The sequence below is a fragment of the Enterobacter sp. PL_is379 genome, assembly GCF_055817355.1.
Genome location: NZ_JBVPGT010000031.1, coordinates 204,905 through 228,527, shown reverse-complemented (window position 1 = coordinate 228,527; position 23,623 = coordinate 204,905). Strand labels below are relative to the sequence as shown.

General features: G+C 48.7%; 24 protein-coding genes and 3 pseudogenes. 10 read left to right on the top strand and 17 right to left on the bottom strand.

All coding sequences use genetic code 11. From position 1 onward, the window contains the following. Positions 1-12 precede the first annotated feature (12 nt). The 4 genes and pseudogenes from AC0TOY_RS17575 (at position 13) to AC0TOY_RS17560 (ending at position 6,731) form a co-directional block, all read left to right on the top strand. Positions 13-1,782 carry an ABC transporter permease gene (locus tag AC0TOY_RS17575; RefSeq protein ID WP_023294491.1) on the top strand — a complete coding sequence of 590 codons (1,770 nt, stop codon included), beginning with the start codon at positions 13-15 and terminating at the stop codon, positions 1,780-1,782. Next, entirely contained in the window at positions 1,775-2,845 is a 1,071-nt protein-coding gene (locus AC0TOY_RS17570; RefSeq protein ID WP_021242036.1) for an ABC transporter ATP-binding protein, read from the top strand. Before AC0TOY_RS17575 ends, AC0TOY_RS17570 begins: the two co-directional genes overlap by 8 nt. 648 nt (positions 2,846-3,493) lie before the next feature. Then, positions 3,494-5,380: an NACHT domain-containing protein gene (locus AC0TOY_RS17565; RefSeq protein ID WP_473702219.1), complete on the top strand. Its 1,887-nt coding sequence runs from the start codon at positions 3,494-3,496 to the stop codon at positions 5,378-5,380. 545 nt (positions 5,381-5,925) lie between these two features. Beyond that, positions 5,926-6,731, top strand: a pseudogene (locus tag AC0TOY_RS17560) (DUF4225 domain-containing protein). Here the strand turns inward: AC0TOY_RS17560 and AC0TOY_RS17555 are convergent. From AC0TOY_RS17555 to AC0TOY_RS17495, 13 genes are all read right to left on the bottom strand, one after another. Further along, a complete protein-coding gene (locus AC0TOY_RS17555; RefSeq protein ID WP_090418557.1) occupies positions 6,728-7,042 on the bottom strand; it encodes a hypothetical protein in 315 nt (104 codons plus the stop codon). The pseudogene AC0TOY_RS17560 and the gene AC0TOY_RS17555 overlap by 4 nt on opposite strands. 913 nt (positions 7,043-7,955) lie before the next feature. Then, positions 7,956-8,279, bottom strand: coding sequence for a TA system toxin CbtA family protein (locus tag AC0TOY_RS17550; RefSeq protein WP_236948518.1), 324 nt, complete (start codon positions 8,277-8,279; stop codon positions 7,956-7,958). Positions 8,280-8,299: 20 nt separating this feature from the next. After that, positions 8,300-8,656: a type IV toxin-antitoxin system YeeU family antitoxin gene (locus AC0TOY_RS17545; RefSeq protein WP_236948519.1), complete on the bottom strand. Its 357-nt coding sequence runs from the start codon at positions 8,654-8,656 to the stop codon at positions 8,300-8,302. A gap of 25 nt (positions 8,657-8,681) precedes the next feature. Next, entirely contained in the window at positions 8,682-8,903 is a 222-nt protein-coding gene (locus AC0TOY_RS17540) for a DUF987 domain-containing protein (RefSeq protein ID WP_012543032.1), read from the bottom strand. Next, positions 8,900-9,442, bottom strand: a complete 543-nt coding sequence (radC, locus tag AC0TOY_RS17535) for a RadC family protein (protein WP_248165654.1) — start codon at positions 9,440-9,442, stop codon at positions 8,900-8,902. The genes AC0TOY_RS17540 and radC overlap by 4 nt, the downstream gene beginning before the upstream one ends. 12 nt (positions 9,443-9,454) lie before the next feature. Continuing rightward, positions 9,455-9,886, bottom strand: coding sequence for an antirestriction protein (locus AC0TOY_RS17530; protein WP_048294092.1), 432 nt, complete (start codon positions 9,884-9,886; stop codon positions 9,455-9,457). A 75-nt stretch (positions 9,887-9,961) separates the two neighbouring features. Next, the gene (locus tag AC0TOY_RS17525; protein WP_048294091.1) at positions 9,962-10,225 is read right to left on the bottom strand and encodes a DUF905 domain-containing protein; all 264 of its coding nucleotides are present in this window, start codon (positions 10,223-10,225) and stop codon (positions 9,962-9,964) included. Continuing rightward, complete coding sequence (locus AC0TOY_RS17520; protein WP_048294090.1) at positions 10,222-11,040, bottom strand: DUF932 domain-containing protein; 819 nt, start codon at positions 11,038-11,040, stop codon at positions 10,222-10,224. Before AC0TOY_RS17520 ends, AC0TOY_RS17525 begins: the two co-directional genes overlap by 4 nt. Positions 11,041-11,124: 84 nt before the next feature. Then, complete coding sequence (locus AC0TOY_RS17515) at positions 11,125-11,394, bottom strand: hypothetical protein (protein ID WP_473722250.1); 270 nt, start codon at positions 11,392-11,394, stop codon at positions 11,125-11,127. Between the two features lie 217 nt (positions 11,395-11,611). Then, complete coding sequence (locus AC0TOY_RS17510; protein ID WP_048294088.1) at positions 11,612-12,019, bottom strand: hypothetical protein; 408 nt, start codon at positions 12,017-12,019, stop codon at positions 11,612-11,614. A gap of 176 nt (positions 12,020-12,195) precedes the next feature. Next, entirely contained in the window at positions 12,196-13,083 is an 888-nt protein-coding gene (locus AC0TOY_RS17505; RefSeq protein ID WP_048294087.1) for a GTPase family protein, read from the bottom strand. Between the two features lie 202 nt (positions 13,084-13,285). Beyond that, a complete protein-coding gene (locus AC0TOY_RS17500; RefSeq protein ID WP_248165648.1) occupies positions 13,286-14,296 on the bottom strand; it encodes an HNH endonuclease signature motif containing protein in 1,011 nt (336 codons plus the stop codon). Between the two features lie 522 nt (positions 14,297-14,818). Further along, positions 14,819-15,793, bottom strand: a complete 975-nt coding sequence (locus tag AC0TOY_RS17495; RefSeq protein WP_196520870.1) for a GGDEF domain-containing protein — start codon at positions 15,791-15,793, stop codon at positions 14,819-14,821. Positions 15,794-16,244: 451 nt separating this feature from the next. On the opposite strand from AC0TOY_RS17495, the pseudogene AC0TOY_RS17490 reads away from it, so the two are divergent. Beyond that, positions 16,245-16,472: pseudogene (locus AC0TOY_RS17490) on the top strand (PIN domain-containing protein); the annotation flags it as partial. Positions 16,473-16,547: 75 nt separating this feature from the next. Here the strand turns inward: AC0TOY_RS17490 and AC0TOY_RS17485 are convergent. Next, the gene (locus AC0TOY_RS17485) at positions 16,548-17,000 is read right to left on the bottom strand and encodes an NUDIX hydrolase (protein WP_221865536.1); all 453 of its coding nucleotides are present in this window, start codon (positions 16,998-17,000) and stop codon (positions 16,548-16,550) included. A 275-nt stretch (positions 17,001-17,275) separates the two neighbouring features. After that, on the bottom strand, positions 17,276-18,484 hold the full coding sequence (locus tag AC0TOY_RS17480) for a hypothetical protein (protein WP_208692434.1): 1,209 nt from the start codon (positions 18,482-18,484) through the stop codon (positions 17,276-17,278). 644 nt (positions 18,485-19,128) lie between these two features. On the opposite strand from AC0TOY_RS17480, the gene AC0TOY_RS17475 reads away from it, so the two are divergent. The 4 genes from AC0TOY_RS17475 to AC0TOY_RS17460 all read left to right on the top strand — a co-directional run bounded on the left by AC0TOY_RS17475 (position 19,129) and on the right by AC0TOY_RS17460 (position 20,960). Further along, positions 19,129-19,716 (top strand): YagK/YfjJ domain-containing protein, encoded by a 588-nt coding sequence (locus AC0TOY_RS17475; RefSeq protein WP_248165645.1) that lies wholly within the window; start codon positions 19,129-19,131, stop codon positions 19,714-19,716. Between the two features lie 84 nt (positions 19,717-19,800). Continuing rightward, on the top strand, positions 19,801-20,007 hold the full coding sequence (locus AC0TOY_RS17470) for a helix-turn-helix transcriptional regulator (RefSeq protein ID WP_101880614.1): 207 nt from the start codon (positions 19,801-19,803) through the stop codon (positions 20,005-20,007). Between the two features lie 117 nt (positions 20,008-20,124). Next, complete coding sequence (locus AC0TOY_RS17465) at positions 20,125-20,553, top strand: zinc-ribbon domain-containing protein (protein ID WP_236948525.1); 429 nt, start codon at positions 20,125-20,127, stop codon at positions 20,551-20,553. Further along, complete coding sequence (locus tag AC0TOY_RS17460; protein ID WP_236948526.1) at positions 20,541-20,960, top strand: putative zinc ribbon protein; 420 nt, start codon at positions 20,541-20,543, stop codon at positions 20,958-20,960. The genes AC0TOY_RS17465 and AC0TOY_RS17460 overlap by 13 nt, the downstream gene beginning before the upstream one ends. Positions 20,961-21,127: 167 nt before the next feature. On the opposite strand, the gene AC0TOY_RS17455 is transcribed toward AC0TOY_RS17460, so the two are convergent. After that, positions 21,128-21,736 carry a DUF1062 domain-containing protein gene (locus tag AC0TOY_RS17455; protein WP_236948527.1) on the bottom strand — a complete coding sequence of 203 codons (609 nt, stop codon included), beginning with the start codon at positions 21,734-21,736 and terminating at the stop codon, positions 21,128-21,130. A gap of 300 nt (positions 21,737-22,036) precedes the next feature. Between AC0TOY_RS17455 and AC0TOY_RS17450 the strand changes: the two are divergent. Next, positions 22,037-22,263: pseudogene (locus AC0TOY_RS17450) on the top strand (hypothetical protein). 46 nt (positions 22,264-22,309) lie between these two features. On the opposite strand, the gene AC0TOY_RS17445 reads toward AC0TOY_RS17450, so the two are convergent. After that, positions 22,310-23,119, bottom strand: coding sequence for a MerR family transcriptional regulator (locus AC0TOY_RS17445; RefSeq protein WP_236948528.1), 810 nt, complete (start codon positions 23,117-23,119; stop codon positions 22,310-22,312). Positions 23,120-23,623 lie beyond the last annotated feature (504 nt).

The window sequence follows — 23,623 nt, the reverse complement described above, 5'->3', positions numbered from 1 at the left end:
CAGGGATACCCCATGAATACATTACGCAGAAAGTGGCAAAGCCTGCCGCGAGGCATCGTCGTGCTGATAACCGCCCTGGTTATCTACACGCCGCTGTCGTTTATCGTGATACAGAGCTTCCTGTCCGCGCCGTTCTTTTCGCCGTCAAAAGAGTGGAGCTTTGAATCATTTGATTTTATTTTCACCGACCCTGATTTTTATAAGGCCCTGAAAAGCGGCTTTATTCTTGCTTTCGGGCTGGTCTTTATCTCTATTCCGCTGGGCGGCGTGCTGGCGTTTCTGATGGTGCGTACCGACCTGCCCGGCCGCCGGTTGATTGAGCCGCTGATCCTGGTGCCGATTTTCGTTTCACCGATGGTGCTGGGCTTCGGCTACGTGGTGGCCGCCGGTCCGGTGGGCTTTCTCTCCCAGTGGGCAGAGGCGCTGATTGGCTTTGTGCCGTGGAACATCTACGACATGTCGAGCATTGTGGTCATCGCCGGCCTGACGCACGTCCCGCACGCCTATCTGTATATCTCGTCTGCACTGCGCAGCGTGGGTTCCGATGTGGAAGAAGCCGCGCGCACCGCGGGCGCGTCGCCCTGGCAGGTGATGACCTCCGTCAGCCTGCCGATGGTGCGCCCGTCGATTCTGTACGCCACCGTGCTGCTGTTCTTCCTGGGGCTGGAGGTGTTCGGCCTGATGCTGGTCCTCGGCGACCCGGAAGGCAACATGGTGCTGGCGACCTATCTCTATAAGCTGACGAACAAGATGGGCACCCCATCCTATAACCTGATGGCGGCGGTTGCCGTGGTGCTGATCTGCATCACCATCCCGCTGGTGATGCTCCAGCGTCGACTGATGCGTACCGCCAACCGCTTCGTCACCATGAAGGGCAAGGCCTCGCAGGCCCGCGCGCTACCGCTGGGTAAATGGCGCTGGGTAGCTGGCGCGGTGATTGCCTTCTGGCTCACCGTTACCATCGGCGTTCCGCTGCTCGGCGTGGTGCTGCGCGCGTTTATCTCGAACTGGGGCGTGGGCGTTTCGCTGTGGGACGAGCTTTCTCTGAACACCTTCCGCACCATCTGGGCGCAGCCCAACCTGCTGCGCGCCATCGTCAACTCCATGGCGATTGGCGTCATTGGCGGCGCGCTGGCCGTGGTGTGCTACCTGTTTGTCGGCATTGCCATGCACCGTAAGCCGGACAACACCACGCGTTTCCTGGACTACAGCGTGCTGGTGCCGCGCGCCGTGCCTGGCCTGCTGGCGGGTCTGGCCTTCCTGTGGGTGTTCCTGTTCCTGCCGATGTGGCTGGATAACTCGCTGAAATCCGGCTGGCTTTCCGGGTTTGCCTGGACCGACTGGATGCGTGAGAACGTCATCGTCTGGCTGCGCTCGCTGCGCAGCACCATTTTCAGCGTCTGGCTGGCCTATACCGTGGTGTGGATGGCTTACGGGCTGAGGCTTATCTCTTCCACGCTGCTGCAGGTAGGGCCGGAGCTTGAAGAAGCCGCGCGCAGCACCGGGGCGACGCGCGGGCAGATCACCCGCCACGTCACCATTCCGCTCTCCCGCTACGGTCTGATCGGTTCGTGGCTGCTGATGTTCCTGATCTTTGAACGCGAATACTCAACGGGTGTGTACCTGCTTTCGCCCGGCACGGAGACCATCGGCTCGATGCTGGTTTCCCTCTGGGCCGCGGGTGCCATTGATATCGTGGCGGCGCTCTCTTTCATTAACATCCTGCTTGTCGTGGTAGGTCTGGGCATTGCCCTTCGTTTCGGAGTGAAAATACATGATTGAATTAGCGGTTGACGATCTGCACTTAACCTACGGCGACAATCCTGTTTTAAAAGGTGTCTCCATGAACCTGAAGCGCGGCGAGGTGGTCTCCCTGTTAGGCCCCTCCGGCAGCGGTAAAACCACCCTGCTCCGCGCCGTCGCGGGTCTGGAAAAACCGACCCAGGGCTCGATTGTGATTGGCAACAATAAAGTTTACGACGGCACGCCGCGCAGTGAGGTCCCGGCGGAAGAGCGTAACCTGGGGCTGGTATTTCAGTCCTATGCCCTGTGGCCGCACAAAACCGTGTTTGAGAACGTGGCCTATCCGCTCAAGCTGCGCAAAGTCCCGGCCAAAGAGATCCAGCAGCGCGTGCAGGACGTGCTGGACCAGCTTGGTCTGGGCCATCTTGGCAAACGTCACCCGCACCAGCTCTCCGGTGGGCAGCAGCAGCGCGTGGCGATTGGCCGCGCGCTGGTGTACAACCCGCCGGTGATTTTGCTGGACGAGCCGCTTTCCAACCTCGACGCCAAGCTGCGCGAAGAAGCCCGCGTGTTCCTGCGCGAGCTGATTATCAAGCTCGGGCTGTCCGCGTTGATGGTGACGCACGACCAGAACGAAGCGATGTCCATTTCCGACCGCATCCTGCTGCTGAACAACGGCAAGATCGAACAGCAAGGCACGCCGCAGGAGATGTACGGCTCGCCGAAGACGCTGTTTACCGCCGAGTTTATGGGCAGCAACAATCGCCTGCACGGCAAGGTCACCGAAGTGCGCGACGGCAGAGCGCGTATCGAAGGCAAAGGCTGGGTGCTGTGGGGCCAGGCCGGTGAAGGCGTGCAGAGTGGCGCTGACGCCACGGCGGTGATCCGCGTCGAGCGCGTGGCGGTGGTCGAGGGGCCAGGGGAAAATCAGCTTGAGCTGCCGCTGCTCACCAGCATGTACCTCGGCGACCGCTGGGAGTACCTGTTCCGCACGGTGGGGGATGATTTTGTCATTCGCGCGTATGGGCATGAGGTTCGGGATCCGCAGCACTGCCATCTTTCGTTGCCGGAGAAGCATGTGTGGGTGTTTCCGAAAGGGTGAATTTTAAAAGGCTGCGTAATGCAGCCTTTTTTGCTTTGACAGAGTGAGAGCATGCAATCTACCTCTCAAATGTTACTTTTCCGATGTCAACAACGTCTGCACTTGCCCAGCTTACTGAGATTGCGGAATGCCCTGGGCTGCCGCAGATGGTGGCAATGGCACGGCCGGTGACGCGCAGGAGTTCCGTGACGGCCATTACGTAATGGCGCCGCAGGCTACCCCAACTGTTGGACTCCAGGGAAGCGGCCCCGAGCATGTCGGCGACAATGCCAAGGAACGAGGCCCTGGTCAGCCAGCTACGGGCGGAGTTGAGGGAAAGCAGGTAGACCCGGGCAGGATTAACCGGGACTTTATCTCCGGGCAGCATCGGCATGAAATTCTCATTGGGCAGAATGACATCCAGCGACAGGTTAAGCTCAGGATCATCATCGGGTATCAGGACATTCAGGGCCCGTCCGGGGCGGAAGTCCTCCGGCGCGCTGCGTGAAAAATCGAGGTGAATGATTCCGAAAAGCGTACCGCAGAGAGTCTACTTTTCAAAGGTACATTTTAATTAAGTAGATTTTTATTTATAAAAAAAAGGAGAGTTCGCTGACATAAAGTACATTTCCTGTTACGTTACTTCTAAATCCTCTTTGGAGTAATAGAATGATCGCCAGTACAGTCTCCTCATTAACGATTCCATTTATTTCTGGTTTGTTAAAAAAAATTGGTGAAAAATCAGCAGAGAAAGCCATCTCGAAAGCTGATGAGATTATCCGGTCAATAAATATCTATAAGACGCTTAGTGACAGTAGTTCAAATAAAAAATACACTGAAAATCTTTTGAAAAAGGTATTCACATTCAGAACAATATTAAGCGGGGATAAAGATGTATATTTGGATCAAATATATTATCCGCTTAATGTATCCAGTTACAGAAGAAAAAACATAACCATAGATGATTATGAAAGCTTAGAACAAGAGCAGCGTGTTTGTCTTGTCGGTGTTGCCGGACAAGGTAAGACAATGACCATGAAAAAAATGTTCCTTGAAGACTTAAATAAGTCTCTGTTTTTTCCTATCTTTCTAAGCTTAAGGAATCTTGATTTCTCAAAGGAATTATCATTAGTTGAAGCACTAGAAACACATTTCATAATAAACGGCGTTGACTGTAGTAAAACTGACGTGTCAGCATTATTGAAAAATAATCCAGTGCGTTTATATCTTGATGGGTTTGATGAAATTCCTGTAAGCCACAGAAAACAAGCAATAAAATTCTTGGATGAGTGTGATATGCAATGGAACTGTAGCGTTATTTGCTCCACTAGACCTGATACGGAATTTTGTAAACTACCGGCATATACTACTTATAAATTAGAATACTTAAAGGAGCTGGATGTAAGAAATATCATACATCGGAACATAACGAATGTTAATTCCGTTAAGCAACTTAATAAAATGTTAGATGAGAAAAAATTCCTTCATGAATCTATCATAACGCCCATATTAGTTGATATATTTATAGTAACTTGCTTTGGATTAGGCAGAGACCCTGAGAATGTAACCTCCTATTATGATGCGCTTTTTTCATCTCTGGCATATAAACACGACTACCACAAAATTTTCTCTCGTGAAAGGCTTAGCACGCTAAATGATATACAGCTCGAGAATTGTTTTATTTATTTTTCTTTTATGTCACACTTAGATCAAAAAACAACGCTTGACAGAAACACCTGCTTATCTATTTTTAAGGAGTCTTTAGAGTTTATAAATAAAGAAACTGAAAACGAGTACGATGTAATGATGGACATTATTAACCTCACTAATCTTCTTGTAAGCGATGGTTATGATGCTTATACATTTATCCATAAATCGATACAGGATTATTATGCAGCGAGATTCCTTACAAAAAGGCCTGATGATGAACAAATAGAATTTTGGAGCGAAGCCAGTTGCTTTTATGAGCGTAACTTTTGTTATATGTGTAAGTGTTTAAATGAAATAGGATATTATAATGATTATGTATCAAACATCCTGAACACTTCTAAGAAATTAAGTAGAAATGGTGTTGTCGCGTATGTTAACTTTGAAGAGGTTAAATCAATTTTAGCCGATGTTAGTATCAATTTTGATGTAAATAATTTCCAAAGCATGACATTTAAACTTTTGAGAGGAGAAGATAAATATAATGAAATTGAAATAATTGAAAGTATTTACAATAGAGTTATTTTCAGTAATAGATTTATACCCCCTTATGATTTTCTTTACTCATTCTGTTTGGATAATAACGACATGATTAAAGAAAGGCTATCGATAAGTTCAAACAAAAAACATTTATCGAGAGCGACATCTTATTTTTTAGATATACATACCGAAGAATTTTTTAAGGTTTTTCCCGAGATTGTAACCGCTACTGAGAAATATGTATCTTATATAAATAACAGCCTTGACTTATTATTCAAAGAGTATGAAAACCATATGGCTCTAGGGCTCACACAGTCAAAAAGTGCAATGAGATTAATAAAAAACAGAGCTAGAAAGCGTTCAGGTTAGTAGGTTGACCCTGAGCGCTTAAAGCTCACTCGGGTTGACCAAACATTTAGTAAATCACCGTTCTTTATGCCTTCATGAGTCTCATCCTTTGAAAGCAGTGATCGCTGTGGTGAGACTGTAGCGCGGACATGTCTATTTGGTCAGAGACGAACATCTCAATTAAGCTACTACAATATTGGTGCGCACAACAAAGAATATGTTAAATAACCGAACAATTAGTGAACAGACGCACTTCAAAACATCAAGTTACCTCCCTCGCGTCAGCCCAAAGCAGGATTGTGTAACTGCACTGCTTGTTGCAGTGAGGCGTGTCGCTGAAGGCATCACGTAGCGATATTTGGCGAAGAAAAGCGCTTTTCACCGAGGGCCTGGGCTGACGGTCTAGCAGATCACCAACAGAGCCGGGGATATTTTGAACAGGAGAATGTAAACTGGAAGGATAAAGCAACGGGACACCCACGGGGGCGGGTTGTGAAAGTATTTCCTGTTGTCTTCGACCTTATTGCACGTAAAATGACCAGACACATTTTGGGATGGAGTCTTTAATGGATATTGCGCTGCTCAACAGGGGCTGGAACAGAACATGGTCAGATACCATGGTAAATCTGGAAGCCCGGAAACTCGTCGAAACTGCAAATCGGCTATCAGCATTCTATTTGCAAGATGGGATAACACGTATCAAGTTTGTCGAAGAGATAAGGCAGGTCGTAGAGAAAGAATTTGAAACTGCACGACGGGCCAAAACCGATGAAGAATGCATTTCATGCATCAAAAATCTGCGTGCCGAAACAGATAATCTGCAAGAACAAGAACGCTTGTTAAGAACCAGGGCCGCCCAACTTTATGCAAAGGTCGAGTTTGTCAGGGAAAACAATAAAATCGTCGGATACGTGATTTCGGCAATCCATGTAGTGGTATCTGGAGCAGCATTATTTGGTGGGATGGTTATGATGTCCACTATGACCCCTGTTGGAATTCTTGCAGGAGCAGTTTTATTTGTTGATGGTATTAACGGTATAACAAAAGAAGCAAGCCATCTTCGCTATGGTGAACAATCCAAATCGGAAGGAATTTTTGCTGATGGCGCAATGGAGACCGCACAATTTATGGGGTTTAGCCCAAAAAGTGGATTAGCTCTTTATAATACGGTGACTCTAGGGCGAGTGTCTATAGTATCTTCGGCTTAGCAAGGAAACCCGGAGCTTGGCGATTATTCCGTTGGCTGCCGCGTGATTACTACCGAAAAGTTGACACAATGAGCAAGCCTAAGCTAACGATGAAAATCGCTGGATATGGTGTCAAAGCGAAAGTCATTTTTGATCTTCTGGCTACTGATAACAGTACTAATTAAGATTTGTTCGCTCTACAGAATCGCCAAGATTTATAAGCAAGTACAGGCGGTTGTATAAAAATTGCAACCGCTGCGCCACAAGAAAGGCCAATAGCACCAGAGAAAACACTCTGCTCAGATGCGAACATCACAAGAAAAATGAATACAGCAAGGCAACCGGATACAACCCACACGGCAAGAATAAATCGCCTGGCCAGGTCCCTGATTGCATTCCCCAACGTTCCACCATAGCTTTCAACGTTGTTCTTTATCTTCTTCAAATCCGATGGTGTAAAGCCAGAACCCAACAAAGCCTCATCAGTAACATCCATATTGTCCTCTCCACATTTCTTAACTGGCACTGGCACTGGCACTGGCACTGGCACTGGCACTGGCACTGGCACTGGCACTGGCACTGGCACTGGCACTGGCACTGGCACTGGCACTGGCACTGGCACTGGCACTGGCAATGGCACACATAATCATAGAGATGAACTTTACAGTAATCCACATGATGTTTGTGCAATGTATCAGATTTCAGACAATAGAAGCCATAAAGCCCCGTTAGTGGTACAAGCAACAAGCGGAGCATAGCGACTGCATCAGGCCAACCTGGTTGGTTTCACTTTGCGAAAGTCACCAGTGACCAAATCAGATTGTCAGAGGGATCACACCTTATCAGGGTGCTCGTGTACCTTTCGGAGCGTGAGCGAAGCGCTGGCAGGGTCTGCATATCGTGTGCAGGTACGTTTACCACTACACACCTGTTTACGCAGCCACAAGGCCGCACATCGGGCTTAAATGCGTATGATCAATCTGTTCGGGAGTTATGCCAGGTATGCGGCTTTTTGTTCGTTGTTTTGCTGTCGCGGTAAGAACCTGGAACCACCGCCAGCGTGATGATATGCTCCCTTGTACCACAGACCAATCACGCGACAGGTGCGGGTGTAGAACAATGGGTAGTTTAAGTTGTACCTGCTAAAGCGGGGCAACGTAACTAACTGCTAAATCATAACTTATTGATTTATCAGGAGATTGGAGCGGGCGAAGGGAGTAGAACAAACCAAACAAGTACCTGAAAAATACAGAATTTTCAAGTTATATCTTAACTTATACCCCCAAAGATACCCCCAAAGCACAGAGACTTTGAATTCAAGTAATTACCTTTGTCGATAAATCAGCAGGAAGCGAGATGATAGCAAATGGCAAGCATACTGCGAAAGCAGCGACACCATTAGCATCAGACTAATTATGATTTAATAAACCCAGATCGCAGCGGGCCCTCATGATATCAATAATCGTGAGATATGACGTTTGTTCTTGCCAGCTAAACCCTCTGCGATCGGTACGAACCAGCCCGTACTTTTCCACCAGAAAATTAACAGCATCGGCCAAAGATATACCGGCATCGATATGTTCCTGAATTACCGTCTCATCACTAAATGGTGTGTCGTTGAGTGTCAGGCCATAATGCTGTTCCAGCAGGCGTGCAAGCAGCATTTGCCAGATAGTCACAGGCGACTGGCATGGCTTCGCCGCCCGCATATTTGTTGCAGGTAGAAATTTCATTTTTTCTCTCGTGAAAGTAATTAACGTTGAGTGGGATAAATGGCGATGTATACGTAGCCACAACTACCAAGTGTATCGGCTTCGCACGTAAGCCCGTTGTAATATAGGGTGACACAGTGCTGATGCTGGGGGGAGAGTTCTCCGCTGGTGAGCATCAGCTCCAGCTGCTTGAGTATCAACGGAAAGGCCTGGTCGAGGCGCAACGCATGCTCGTCGCTGAAAGTACCGTTGAATCCGGCGCGGTCAGCGAGAAAATGCACCCGGCTGCCTTCCTGTACCAGACGAGCTCCAAAACAGGGGGTGATCGTACTCTTTAGCCCCCACTGCTGGCAGGCTGGATTCTCCGGCTTGTCACCAGATTCTGAGTGATTGTTCATTATTGTTCCTGATTAAAGGGAAAGATTAATTGAGAGTGACACTTCGAAGAATGACATAGGGACCATTGCGGTCCTGACGGCGTTCAGCAAATACGGCCAGAACGCCGCGTATATCTTCCACCTCGCGGCCAGCATAATGGCAGATACTACCTGACCATTTATATTTTCCTGTACTGAAGCGAAACAGCCGGGAGCCAGGATGTTGCCGGTACAGGGTCATTGCCTGGCGTTTACTGATGATTTTCATATCCAGCCTCGCTCCGCGAACGACACAATGCCCTCTGAGCCGATGACCAGATGATCGAGCGTGTTCACATCAACCAGTGCCAGGGCATCTTTAAGCCTGCCCGTAATATTGCGATCGCATTGGCTGGGCTCGGGATCACCGGATGGATGGTTATGCGCCAGCACGGCAGCTGCAGCATTTAAGCGAAGCGCTGACTTAACTACTTCGCGGGGATGGACCTGGACATGGTTAACTGAACCGGCAAACAGCGTTTCGCTCTCCAGTAAACGATGCTGATTATCAAGATAGAGCACCATAAACACTTCCCGTTCTTGTCCTGCCAGCAGTAACCGAAGCCAGTCACGGGCAGCAGTACTTGAGGTAAAAGATATGCCGGGCTGGCGCAGATATTTATCCAGCAGGTTGATAGCCCGGCGAATGGTCCGTTGGGCATAGGGTGTCAATCCGGATGTCGCGGGGAGCAGGCAACCATGCTGAGCCATGACCGACACCGGAAAGAGTTCAGGCTGCGATAACGGTGGGGATATTGCGGTATTCATGTTCGGTATGCCTCAGTCAATGAGATGCATAATGGCGCTGCATTCCGGATGGTTCAGCGCGTAGTCACGTAAGCGATAATAATGCTCAGTCATCGCGTCACATTCGGTACGACAGGCATGGTGGCTGTATGCCATCAGGCACGCGACTATCCCTGCAGCTTCACTGGTAAGCTCTGCGCCATTGCCGTTCATGTTGTTGAACAATGACCACTTCTCATCGCTCTCTGACTCTGGAGCCATAAAAGCACCTCCATTACTGAGCGTCGAAAAGCGCCAGATACCGCCGTGATAATCGACACACAGCCGGTCCATCCAGGCGAAAATGCGAGGTTCAAGGGTTATCCACTGCGGGATGGAGCCAAAGTGCTGCGGCCAGAAGCCGATGCGTAACTCATCGGCAACAACAGCGACGGAAATGGTGAGTTCAGTTGTGGTGTCATTCATGGGTTTCTCCGGTAATAAAAAAGCCAGCGGTTCAGGCTGGCGGGTCAGGGGAAAAATGAAAGCGTGGCAATGTGGTTAATAAGGCAGGCGGCTGAGAGGGCCCTGCAGGATGCCGTAGTCCCGGATGTACGCATTAAGCCCGGTCCCGGCCTTCGGTTCAAAGTTCCAGGCTCGCCAAACCATCCGGCCATCCGCATCGCGCAGGACCAGCCGAAAATGGCTTCCCTGGTCATCCTCGATGAAGATGTTTTGGTATGCCGCGTTGACGTACTCCGCCTGCTGGCGGGTAAAAGGTCCGGCCGGAAGCAGGCTCTGGCCCTTTTGTTTCTGCGCGGTCATGATGCGAGCTCCAGCATGTTTTCAGCCATGACCCAAAGGGCACGATTGAGCTTCACATCCCCATCGATGCCTTTCACTGCGCGGGTATGGGCCCGTTTGCCTTTGGTCGTTCTACCGGACAGACCGCCTTTAATCAGGTTTTCCTGAATGCGCTGATACGTGGTCCACAGGTCATTGCTCTCATCCTGCAAGCGGCGTGGCGCAAGAATTTGTGACTCCGTGACCGGCTGATGCTCTTCCCCAAAACGGTAAGTCAGTGCCGCTTTCGCCATCGCCTGCTGAGCAGGTGGCGGTAGCAGGAGTGAATGCATGGCATCGCGCTTCTCCTCCACCCGGTCAAATATCTCCAGCACTTCATAAGCCCCTTCAATGACTTTCTCCACCACGTTGCCTTTATGCGGCACACGTACTTCTCCAAAACTCTCCCCGCATATCAGCCCATTCTGACAAACAGCACGAAACAGTCCCGGCAGCATCTGATAGGAACTGGACCCATCATGACTATTCAGCAGGATAATTTCCGGCACCTGCTTACCGGTGATTTGCCCTTCACGGCGCAGGCGCAGCATGTGTTTGGTGTGTTCACGTTTGCTGGGGTCCCGCACGCGGGTCTGACAGGCAAAGAAGGGCTGGAACCCTTCACGCTGCAGGTTTTCAAGCAGGGTGATGGTCGGAATATATGAATAACGTTCTGAGCGGGATTCATGCTTGTCTTCACTGAACACGCTCGGCACATAGTGCGCCAGCTCCTCGTGGGTGAGCGGGCGGTCACGGCGAACGAGGTTCACCGCACCAAAACGGCTGGCTAATTTCATGGTTGTTTCCTTATCTGAAGGCACAAAAGAAAACGCCCCACTCGAATGAGCAGGGCGTCGGGTGTGATGCTGATCTGATGGGGTTTAAGGATTATCGAGAATGAAGATGTTCCGCTTCCCGTTCGCCCAGATAACGTTGAGCCGGGTCTGGCCGTCAGCCTCTGTCACGGTGATGTGCTCTGCGGATGACAGTGCCGAATTATCGTCGTCAAAGACAATGCTGTTCAGCGCCGGGGTGGATGATTGCTTATCGATGTACCAGAAATCCGGCGTCTGATTCGCCGCAGTCGCCGGGGCATCCGAAGACATCAGAAAGGTGTAGCGACTCATATCCCGGACGAGGTGATAATTCACGGATTTCTCCCGCGAGCCCGCAGGATACTCCGCTATTAGATAGCTGTCCTTGTGTTCCGGGCCACACCGATGGCAGACCAGATATCCGGCCTCATCTGTAATTAGTCGGGACTCATTCCCGGCGGGTGCCGCAGACACATCGGCGCTCATTGCGAGGCAGGCCAGTATCAGCAACGAGACAATCTTTTGGGTCGTTTGTTTTATTTTCATCATGGTTTCAGCTGTAAGTGAATACACCCAGGTCAGTGAATATCCGGGCTTCAATAACATTGCAGGTAATACCCTTCTGCCAGAGCGTGTTGCCAAATCGCCAGGTCAGACTGTCAGCAAACTGCATCGTACGGGGCGTGAACGGGTCTTTATTGGGCCACCACCCCTCCATCTTCTGACCCTGAATGGTGGTCACGCCCTGCTTCAGCTGCGGGCATTTGCCCCGGTTTACATCGATATTTTTTATCTGAATCCGCTCCGTGCGGGCAGTCACAGTGACGTAGACACAGTCATTGCACTCCCAGCCACTTTTCTGGATATCGACTTTGATGGCGTCATTTTCTGCGCTTACCGCAGATGAGACGAGGCCTGCCAGTAATGTGATTACGGCGGCGGCAGCAGAGAACATGTTCATATTTGCTCCTTGTGATGCGACAGGTGCGCTGTCGCGCTTACTCAGTGAATGTCTGCCAGGGGATTTTATAAGCGGTTTTTTCGCCTGGATAATGAAGATATCCGATCGGGTCGATCGAGAATTTCGATCGTGTATGAACGAAAAAACTTATCGAAATGTGGGACGTACGGAGAAAGTCAACCGAAGAAGTAGGACCAGATCGTGCGGGCGGCGCGGGCCACGGTATGCGTCACGGCCTGAAGAGCCGAGCGGGCAACTTGCGGCAGCGGGGCCAAATCAATGATGCGGTCAATCACCTCCACGACCGCCTCGCCAAAGCCGGTGCGGGAGCTGCTGATAACGACTTGTGTGCGATAGCCGGTTTGAAGGTGCGGTACCAGCGGGCTGCGGGTCTGCTTTGGGAGACGGGTAATCATGGCCTCCACCAGGCGCGACAGCCGGTAACGCCCCCTGACGGAGATGACCAGTACATCACGCTCTGCAATTCCCAGCTGGCGGGCGACCGCCTGTTGTTTCTGAGCAATATGTTCAGCCTGCAGCGCTGAGGGTTGCGCGGAAGACCAGTTCCATTGCTCTGCCGGTTCGGTCTTGTCCGCCTGATTCAGTACCCATATCAATGGAGGCAGTGGCCCGTTGTACCCGGCAAAAACAGCCTGATAAAACTGCTCCTCTACCGAGAAGGCGCGGTCATCCGCCTTTAACACCCACAGCACCATATCAAGCTGTGGCATCAGTTCCTGATAAAGTTCGCGGTACTCATCATCACGTTGCAGGCTTTCTCCTACACCAGGCAGGTCAATCAGCGTCAAATAGTGAGAGCCAAAGCGAAGACGAACCCGTTGAGGCTGACGGGTGCAGGCTTCCACCGCATTGACTGCGCAGACTTCACTGCGGAACAGCGCGTTACACAGCGAGGACTTACCGACGCCGGTTTTACCCATAATGCCAATCACGGGTTCGTACGTGACGAGCTGATTGAGTTCTTTCAGCAAATGTTGTCGTAGTGAGCGTGGATAGCGCCGCAGGTGACGGCGGATAAGGGCGTAGCCCGAGAGATGTTTCATGCTGGCCTCTGGATAAAAAAGGCCATCCGGTGGAGATGGCCTGTTGAAGAGAAAGGTAAAGGAATTCATTAAGATGATATATAACTGACTAAATTTTAGATCTCAGCTCTGACGATCGGTTTAAGCGAACACTGAATGAAGGCTAGTGAATTAGTTATGTGGGTCTGCTTCGTGCCAGGAGTGGACATTTGTGACCAGTTAATCATGCCAGCAAGATCTTAACGAAGGCATCCCAGCGGTCTTCGATGTTGTCTTTGTTGATAGGGAGCTGCGTTTTGCGCATCGTTATCCCATCAATGGCCGCGAGATCTGCGTCTTTTTTTACCAAATCTGGCGCGAACCAGAGTTTAAGCGTGCGCGGATCGATGGCGCATAGTCCCGCGTCAAAGAGCTTGTGGATATCAGCGCGCAGCAGCAGACCGTTTTTAAAGCTCGCGCCACCTTTGCGAGCGTGGGCTTTAAGGTGTGCGGCTTCGCAGCGTACCGCAATGGCATTTGTGTAGACACAACGGCCACCGCAGTTAAGCATCACATCTTCACGGAATTTCCCCTGATCACGACGGCGACGGCCATAGAAGGGTACATCTTCTTTGTGTTCGCGTTCTTCAACCAGCGACCGTTCGGCCCGAGGTTCTTCAGCCTGGGGTTCAGGTTCGACCGCTTTCGGTTCTTCCCAGGTTCCCAGGAACATGGCAACGCGCTGGGGCATTTTGACACGATTCAAAATCCCAAGGTGCGCTTTTTCCCAGGTCAGGAATTCTTCCAGGCGACTTGCTGGGCAACCATGTTTAAGCGCTGGATGGGGGGATTCCTTTTTGGCTGGAGCGGGCGCGGGTGCAGATATAGTCGTGCAGCTACTGCCTGTGTTGTAGCTGCTACGGCCAACCACATGGCGTTTAACCGAATTTCCTTCGACCAGGATTTGCTTGTCCTCGTCGATCTGACGCTGGAAGAATGCCTCGATTTGAGTGTAGTTCAGCTTGAAGTGGCGCATAACTGCGCCACGGAAAGCCAAACGAACTTCTTCGTTACGATTTGGCGGGCAATCCCGCTCAACGCGCTGGGAAGCATAGATATCATTCCCCCAGGCTTGCGTACCGTAACGGCTAAATATGCCCGTCCAGTTTTTTCCCGATTGGCTGCTATAAACCTTATCATCGCAGACGAACACGAACGGAGACGAAATAATAAATCCGTGAACTTCCATAGCCATTTTAATCCACCTCAACCAGCTTTTTTTCCAGTCCACCCCTTCGAGATCGAGCTTGCCAACTTATTTCTGCCAACAATTGCAGCAGCATAAATGCTGTGACCTGTATTTGAAATCGGTTCGACCTGCATTTTCGATTAGCTTGACCCGCTCCCCGTTCGTTAACACATAGCAACGTTAGTAATGCATCCTACGCGGTAATAACAATTGTGAGCTTCCGCTACTCGCTCATAGCTGCCTGTCCACCTGCAAGAAAAACATTCGAAAAGACCAATTCTGGGGTTAGCCATACTGCGCTCTTGAGAGGCGCACCGGCAAAGATCCGACTCTGGTAATTTTCGGATCTCAGGGAAACAAAAGAGAAATTGATGTAGATAAGACACTAATTAATCAAAATTATTGCGAATGAAGCATTATTGAACATAAAGTAAATATAAATGATCTTATGCGCTCTTAAATCAAAAATCATGCTTTTTTGCTGTACCCCTGAACCCCGGGCCCGGAGTTCAGCCGGGAAGGGAAGTATCACGGTTCTGTTTTCTGTGACAGATTTTTTCGTTTTTTCTTCAGGTACATCACTTCGTCACATTTACCAATCATCTCCGCCAGCGTCGCATACTGGTCTGCGTTATTAATCAGCTCACCAAAAGAATAATTGATATAGTAGGGTTTGCCTGACGTTTCATTATGGTACTCCAGACTCGCACTCAGCGCGTTCAGAAAAGACTGGGTGTTTCCGTTTCGCCGAATAAGTGCGACAAACTCATCGCCGCCGATACGGCCTGCAATTTCTCCCGGTTCAAGATGCTGATATAAAGAGGCTGCAAATATCTTAAGAACCTCGTCACCCTCAGCGTGTCCCCAGAGATCGTTAATCGGCTTGAACTTATCCAGATCAAAATAGATAAGACTGAACGTCGCATTATGCTGGTTCATCGAGCGGAATACTTTTTCTCCTGCACTGTAAAACCCACGCCGGTTGGGAATGCCCGTCAGGCTGTCCGTCATTGCCATGCTTATGGCCTGGAATTCATCCTCGACAATGCAGGCCAGATCCCGGAGTGACGCAATGTCATCCTCTGAAAAGGTACGGGGAGAAGTGTGGATCAGGCACAGCGTGCCGGCCACCGTGCCGTCAGGCAGGCTAACCGGCTGTCCTGCATAGAACCGGATATAGGGCTCACCGGTGACCAGGGGATTGTCGTGGAACCGCTTATCGGCTGCTGCATCAAGAATGATGAAAGGCCCCTCATGCAGAATGGCATGCCCGCAAAACGAAATGTTACGAGGGGTTTCGCGAATACCAAGCCCTTCACATGCCAGCAACCACTGACGATCGCGATCCAGAAGGCTAATCAGTGCCACTGGCACCTGAAAAATGCGTCTGGCCAGGCGGGTTAGTCGTTCAAAACGCTCATCGTCGCGGGTATCGAGAAGCCCCGTAACATAAAGCGATTTAAGCCTTTCTTCTTCATTTCCTGGAAGGTCGGGAGGCTGCATGTTACCTCTGAAAACAATCAGTTTATGAAAGATGTCCGATGATATTTATCTGCCTGACAGATTATAGATTACAGACTTTTATCAGACGTTATGCATTGCAGTTTATTGCTTTTCAGACGGTGAAACCACAACCTTTCATCTGAGCAGTTCATTAACGGCCATCCTCTCCGGACCAGTACCTCCAGAACAGGCGCAGCAGAATGCCGGGCCACTTTATCCTCAATACGCTCAGCTAACCGAATCACTTAATATTACAGAGAAGCTGATCCTACTTTGACAGAAATTGGTTCCGGAAAAATTCAGCAGAGAGGCGAACCGTGGAAACTGGTATGACCTCGGGGGCTCCTTGGCCGAGAACCAGGAATACTGCCGACTGATGAATATTCGCAGCGAGGCCGATCTACAGCGCATCATGATGGCTGGCGTACCCTGGCAGTCGCTTCACGTGCAGCAGCTGGCTGACGCTATCTGCGCCAGTCTCGATGTCGTCCTGCCCTAGGATCGCGCAGCGGTGGATGCGACCACGGAGATAAATATGGCTCAGCTCCTCGCCGGGACGCCGATCGGTCCGAGCGACACGGCGATTGCCGGACATGCCATTGCGGTCGGCGCGGTACTGGTGACGAATAATACGCGAGAGTTTGGGAGGGTACCGGGCCTGAAGCTGGAAGATTGGTTAAATAGACAGGCTATACTTAAAGGTAATAAATGTCCGCTTTGTTCCAGGAGCGGACATCCAGATCATTTCAGAGTGTTAAGTGCACGGGAAGTCTTCAAGTATGTTAATTATCAAATCGAGTGGGAAGATGGTTTCATTGGTCTGTCTGAGCTCTTCTAAGCTCCACCAATAGTGATTACTAATGACTTCTTTTTCGTTGTTACTCCAACCTGAGCGGTCAATTTCTAATTTATCCGTAGTAATAATAAAGAAACGTTCTTCAGCAAGAACGTTCTCACCACTTGGTAGCACCATAGGGAAGGTTCTGGAGGCTATTTGTGGTCCCGTAGTTTTTCTTATCAGGCCTGTTTCTTCAAATAATTCACGTAACGCCGCCTGCTCAAAAGACTCGTTGTGCTCAAGTCCTCCCCCTGGCGTTGCCCAGTATGTTTTTCCTTCCAGAGCATCATCTTTATGGCAGAATCTAAAGAGCAGAACCTGATTTTCAGGCGAAAGGACTATCAATCGAGAGGCTGGACGAGTACGCATGTAATCCCTCTTAAATAAAATTTAAACCCTCATTTCGGATTTTCCAATAAACATAGATTGCAGTCTACAAGTGCTCATTGAGAATACCTTTTCTTACCACGTCAACTGCGCTTATCGTCTGCTCTTCGCTCATAGCAGACGTTGAACTATCCAGTAACATGACTTGAATGATACCTGGTGGCTGTTTAAGTTTGCAACTATGTACCGCATTTGCCTGAGAAACCATAGCCACTGGTTCATTTTCTGACGTCGTTCAACTGCCACACAAAGTATTGTTACGGCTTCTCCTCTTTTAAAATCCCGTAGACATGCTCCTCAAGGTTTGAAGGCAGGTCATCATTAAATTCGTCGAACAGGTAAAGCAACTCGGGAGAGCCCTCTTTATCATAGAGATCATTTCCGGGTACAGCTGAAGTTTCAGTGATAGGGAATGCTGTTTTGGATTTCTTCTTCAGGTCTTCTTTTTTGGCTTTTCTGCGTTTCTTCTCGGCTGCGTTGATGTAGGTAAAATTGTCAGAACATGTCAGGGTTCGTGCACCTGGAATAACATTATAGATTTGGGCCTGAAGGCGAAAGAAAGCCAGATAATCTTTGCGGTTGTTTTCGAATTTCCTTTCTTCTGATAAGACCAACGAGATTGGGTCTGAAAATTGACCAACATCGGTTACTCGGTCTGGCCTGCGAATAAATAGCCCACTGTTTTCTGGAACAGGTGGCCGGGAAGCATCCTTAAAGCAATAATATCCAACCTGCTCACCAGATTTGTTTTCTTTCTTACCCGATTGCACCCATTTCCTGTAAATGTCTAATGAGACAAAGCTGTCTATCCGACTGTCTGGATGCTTTTTGAAAAAGAAATTCACCAGATAGAAAGGCTCAAATCTAGCATTTATCAGTATCACTCGCGAATAACCACAGGCGGCTTTATAAAGCGGATCCGCATTTATCCTTTTCCTCATCAAGGTAAAGCGTCGTTCAAGTTCAGCGAGTTGTAGTCTGAAACGAGAGTCATCTTTTTTAATCCGTATGTTCCGCATCTTCTCCCCTTTATCAAGAGGTAAATAGAAACTCAGAGTCAACATTTCAACCTGACGATGCTTTCTTACAACGTTCCGATAGTTCTCGCAGAGATAAGATAATGCCTTTTCTTTATCAGATATCGCTTTTAAAAGCGCATCTCTCCACTTTTTCTCTAACTGTTCGCTGTGGATTGGCTGAGAATCACGAAACTTCATCTTCGGTCTTCTAAACTCTTGCCCATCGCTGGTCGCCTGGTTCAGATAAAGTTTGTCCAGCATATCGAACATCCTGAAGCTAGCTTTGGATTTTTCTTCCTTATCTGGCCTTTCATCCTCCTCCAGACGCTCGAACCCAACAAAGAAATATTGATGGCTGATTTCCCCCCACCTTTGGTTAGGACTCTCATAGGCCAGATCTTCCCGGCGTAAGTCAAACACTCTAAAGTCATCCTTCAGGCCTGCCATCCCTCGCTCCTCCCAACTCGCTGAAACATCGAAATTGTCACTCGTCCGATCACACAATTCTCACACTTAAACTATACGAATTTTGACGTTTATCATGTTTGTTTTTTAGTATGAAATGGCTCGATTTTAATACAATAAATCGTCGTCTTTTATGACGTATATTGTCGTTTTTTAATTATTTCCCTCACTTACAGATGCCATTAATACTGGGTTTTATGCCCAAAATGCTCTGCAAACTGCCTTCTCCGCCTCTTTCTGGCCTATTTATCACAGTAGTATAACGAAAAACGGCCTAAACTCGTCTCTCTTATGCTGCTGAGTCAGGTCCGGGGAAGAGTCTGTAGTTGGTAAGATAATTTAAAAATCATCTGGTCAAAATTGGCGAAGGTGCCGACAAGGTCAACGCAATGAGATGAGCAAGTGCTCCTGCCTTGAAGTGCATGACCATGGGGCCGAAATCAATTAATTAAGGAATAAAATGATATTTTATAGAGAAGCACTTTCGTAGCCCTCCACTCCCATGAGCGATGCCCTGGCACGGCAATCATCAGGGTACCGCGATACTTACCGCTCTCCTGCACCCATTTCAAAACTGACGCCAGTGTCCATTCCCATGACGATTACACTCACATGGAGAATCAGACATGAGCTACCACGACACGACCGATATCAATCTCAGTTACGTTCAGCACACAGCCCTGAGCCGAAAGCTACGACGACATCAGGACCAGTTATTTGAGCGTTATTCCAAGCTACTGATGCTACGGGTGGACTTCTCTTACCTTCAGGACAGCGATTCACATGGTCAGGGAGATATTCATTCGACAGTAGCGGATATCACGTTACTGATTCAACGCAGCGGGGATATCAACGGGCTGGTGGGTTACGCATGGGTACTGGAACAAACTGAACAGCATGGTTTTCACATCCACGCCGCGTTTTACCTCAACGGTCAGAAGCATCGCCAGGTCTGGACTGTCTTTGAAGCACTCAGGGACACTTGGAAGTATGTGACATGGGGAGAAGGACACACGCACCGTTGTGAGCCTAAAGAACATTATCGCGTGCGAGGAGAACGGGTGACCTCTTATGACGATGCCAGGGGCCGCAGAGGTATGCAGTACATCCTGAGCTACCTCAGCAAGCAGGCACAGAAAAGCCTGGGGGTTATCTGCCAGTTGAGTAAAATTCCTGCGCCACGGACAGCAGGCAGGCGGCGAAAAGCCAGTTAAAAATTACGCCGGTGCCACATCGTTTGAAGGAGTCTGCGCTCACCATACCTGGCTCCTTCTCCCATTCACTTAAGGAGAAAAACGATGACCACACCTGCCAGCCTTCTTACCGACAAATTTGTCGATATGGCGTTTATCACACAACTCACTGGCTTAACGGACAAATGGTTCTACAAACTGATTAAAGACGGGGCGTTCCCAAAGCCCATTAAGCTGGGCAGAAGTTCTCGCTGGCTTCAGAGCGAAGTGGAAGCCTGGCTACAGCAACGCATTGCACAGTCCCGTCAATAACCTGTCGAACGCAATCACATTCCCCATCTGATTTAACACCACCAGTCGTATGACCTCCACTGCTGCCCTCCTCGGGACGGCTTAGCTCTGCGCGTCATACGGCAAAGGACTAATACTATGACGATATACGCCAAATCCTTTATCGGCCTTGACGGCAATCAGCGTCTCACGGGCGCAACCACTGCACAGCTTCACCCTTATGACCGCTACACCTGCCACCTCTGCGGCAGCGCTCTGTTATTCCATCCTGAATGGGGTACTAACCGCCCGTGGTTTGAGCACACATGGGAAAACCTGACGGAGAACGGACGCCACCATTGTCCCTATGTACGCCCTGAGTCTAAGGAAGCCAGGCGGGTGCGCATGCTGCGTCGCTATGTGCCGGATGTCTTACCGCTGGTGCGCAAGGCCGAATGGCACTGTTCTGGCTGCGACAGCGATTACTACGGCGAACGGTACTGCATGACCTGCCGCACCGGTGATTACAGCCGGGCGCACTCCAGTGCAGCAGACCAGACTGCGGAGGTGACGGGATGCGCATACTGAAATGCTTTCTGGCAAACAACATATACAACAAGTATGTCACTGCTAAGGAAGCCGCTGAAGCCTCCAATACCAACGAGCACTGGACATGCGCCAGCTGTGGCTGCAGGCTAATATTACATAAAGGGGATGAGAAAGAAGGCCCTTGGTTTGAGCATATTCAGCACTCGATATCTCACCATAAACTAATGAAGTGCGCCTGGGTGGACCCAATGGAGAAGGAAGCTGCCCGTATTAAAAAATTGCGGCAGATCACTTATGCGATCGATACCTCGACCAGCCCGCCTACCCACTGGTTCTGCGTTCTTTGTAGTGAAGATTACGTCGGTAACAAGCATTGTAAAAAATGCCATTCTGGAATTTACAGCGTTGAGCGTACTGCTAACAAAGCGCTCTTGTTACCTGAGTAGGCGAGTAAGTTTAGCCTTCTCCTCTCTTACTTTGTTTGGAGGCCTATCCAGATAGTGGTGATTGATGATTAAAAGCTGAAGCTCACCTTTTTTATTGGTATTTTGTTCACTACTTTGAAAGGCCACGATATTTATATACCAACAACCTCAAGGTGAGCTTCTTACTTTCATCGTTGTTTCAGAGTGATCCTTCGTCTGGCATACAACGCATCCAGAGATAGTTGGAACTTATAATCCCCAGCCTTCAGCTTTCTCGATTTAAGCATCTTCATCGTAACGCCGCCGATCTGCCCTGCTTCCACCCTTCTCTGAATCTCACCAGCGCTCAGCATGAGCTGCTGCTTCAAAATCGACAGCAGACTTACCTGGAATGAACGAGAGATCCTGACACTAACGTGGATCCGCTGGTGGGCGGTGATGCTTAACGGCCAGCGCTCCTGAACGTGAAAATCAGGCCGACCCGATAGCTCGGCGTTGTTCCGCTTCAGCGTCGCGATATCACAGGCAAAATGTTGAACCGTGGCGGCATCGTTGCTCATCAGCCGATGATAAAGCTGGCGGTCAATTTTGCTGACGTGCAGACGAGAAAACAGGGAGATATTCCAGGTGTAATCGCAGTGTGTGCATTTATAGATACTCCATACATCCAGCAACTTCTTTTGAGAATTAACCCGAAAAGCACCTGACGGCGTGAAGTCCCGTTTAATTTTGCATGAAGGGCACCGCTTCGCGATGCACTGATACCCCACAGGCGTGACGGTCCATGTAACTTTCATAACGTACCTTTTTTAACCCATACAAAATCGGATCCGTACTGAACGGACCATGAATTTTTATGTATGAAAAATATTTAAGAGATACTTTTCAGTGGGTTAAAAAAAGATTTCCAACGTTACAATCCTGTAAATGGTCAACGAGTTAAGTCGAGCCTATCAAAATAGCGCTTATCGGGTAAATGAGCTCAATCAATGTTCATAGTGGTTCCGTTCCATCAGGAGCTGTTGATCTGACCCGTTAAAGACCATGCAGTAAGTTTGTATGTTTAGTAGACAATCAACTGACTGAAGGAGCATATGATGACACAGCACAAGTGGTTTAATCAGGCCTGCGGAATGGCGATGTATTCAACCGATGCACAAAGTGCCAGTGATAAATATTGTGCGTACTGCAGCGACAGCAACGGCAATCTTAAACACTGGTCATAGGCGATACAGGGTTGCCTTGATTGCTGGCAAAAAGTCGGGCACAAAAGCAGGCAAAATGTTACCTGACGACAATGCCAGCCTGGGAATTTCCAATCTGAATGATTATCAGCAGGTGGCCCTTAACCGGGCCAGCCTGCATTTCGATTAAACTTTCTCTACAGGGAACTGTATTTCAGTCATCCACTCTGCGGAGTCTTGTTTGTTCCAGATGCCGTCGATGTAGCTTTCCCTTGGTGAATTTGTTAACAAGTAACCATTGTCTTCAACCCATTGCATAAGGTAAATGTAAGCATTTCTTAATGAATCATATGGTCCCTTGTGTATTACAGTTACAGCTGTTATGGCAGGGATTATCTGGAAAATAATATTTCCTTCATTTTTACCAAAATCATTAACAGCTTCGCAGAACTCCACATCCATGCTTTTCTCTTTATACTCTTTATCATGATAAAGAGTGAAACAATAAGCCGGGGTAGTTAAGGTTAAACCTGGATTTGCCTTCATAACCTCTCGTCCTATAGGCGGAATTAATTTGATATAAGAGGAAAAATCAGGAACAATGAAACGCTTGGAGTAAACAATACATTCCGGGATCTCTTTCAAAACAGCTTGATATAACATAATTCTTTCCTTTTTTTTATGTTGCAGATAGTGGTTAATTCGGGAGAGCATATCGTTCATGTCTCGAATTTGTTTCTGTATTTCAAGGCGTCGCCGTTCAATTATATGGTAGGAATTTTCATCCTGAGTAAGAGTAACTATTTCAGTTATTGTAAATCCAAGCTGACGTAAACTCGCAATCTGATGGAATTTCATTAATTGATCAGAAGTATAAAATCGATAACCATTCTCAGGATTAATATAGGCAGGGACAAGTAAACCGATTTCATTATAGTAATGAAGCGTTTTTATCGTCACACGGCAGATCTTTGAAAACAGCCCTATTTGATACATGTAACTATCTCCCTGAATGAATAAGTGGACCTTACAGTCTTACCTTACAGGAGAGTCAACAGCAAACTGACGCGTCTTACGTTGAGCCATCATTACAGTACTGGTTAATCATGCTTATTAAACCTGAGAATCTCCTGACCGGGATGAGACTGCATTGTGGCTCATCAGAAGGAGTTATCTCTCCAGTTCTCATAAGCACCTATTAATTAGCATTTCTGGATAGTTCCGAATTTGTTATTATTCGAGCGCGCATTATTCGATTAGTATTTTTTAAATAAACGCTAAACAACCTCTTATTTGATATGGATATACCGTTTTTATCCGTTAACCTGTTCTGGCTAACAAACGAACAGTTCTACAGGAGGACGCTGTCAATTCGGTAGGAAAACGGTTAGCCACTTGTGGCTTGTTTTTACCGCCTCGACCGTTACGTTAGCTCCACGGCAATTAACCTTACTCATAAGTGCCTTGGTTGTGGAATGATTCTTTTTTCATTGTTTAGCA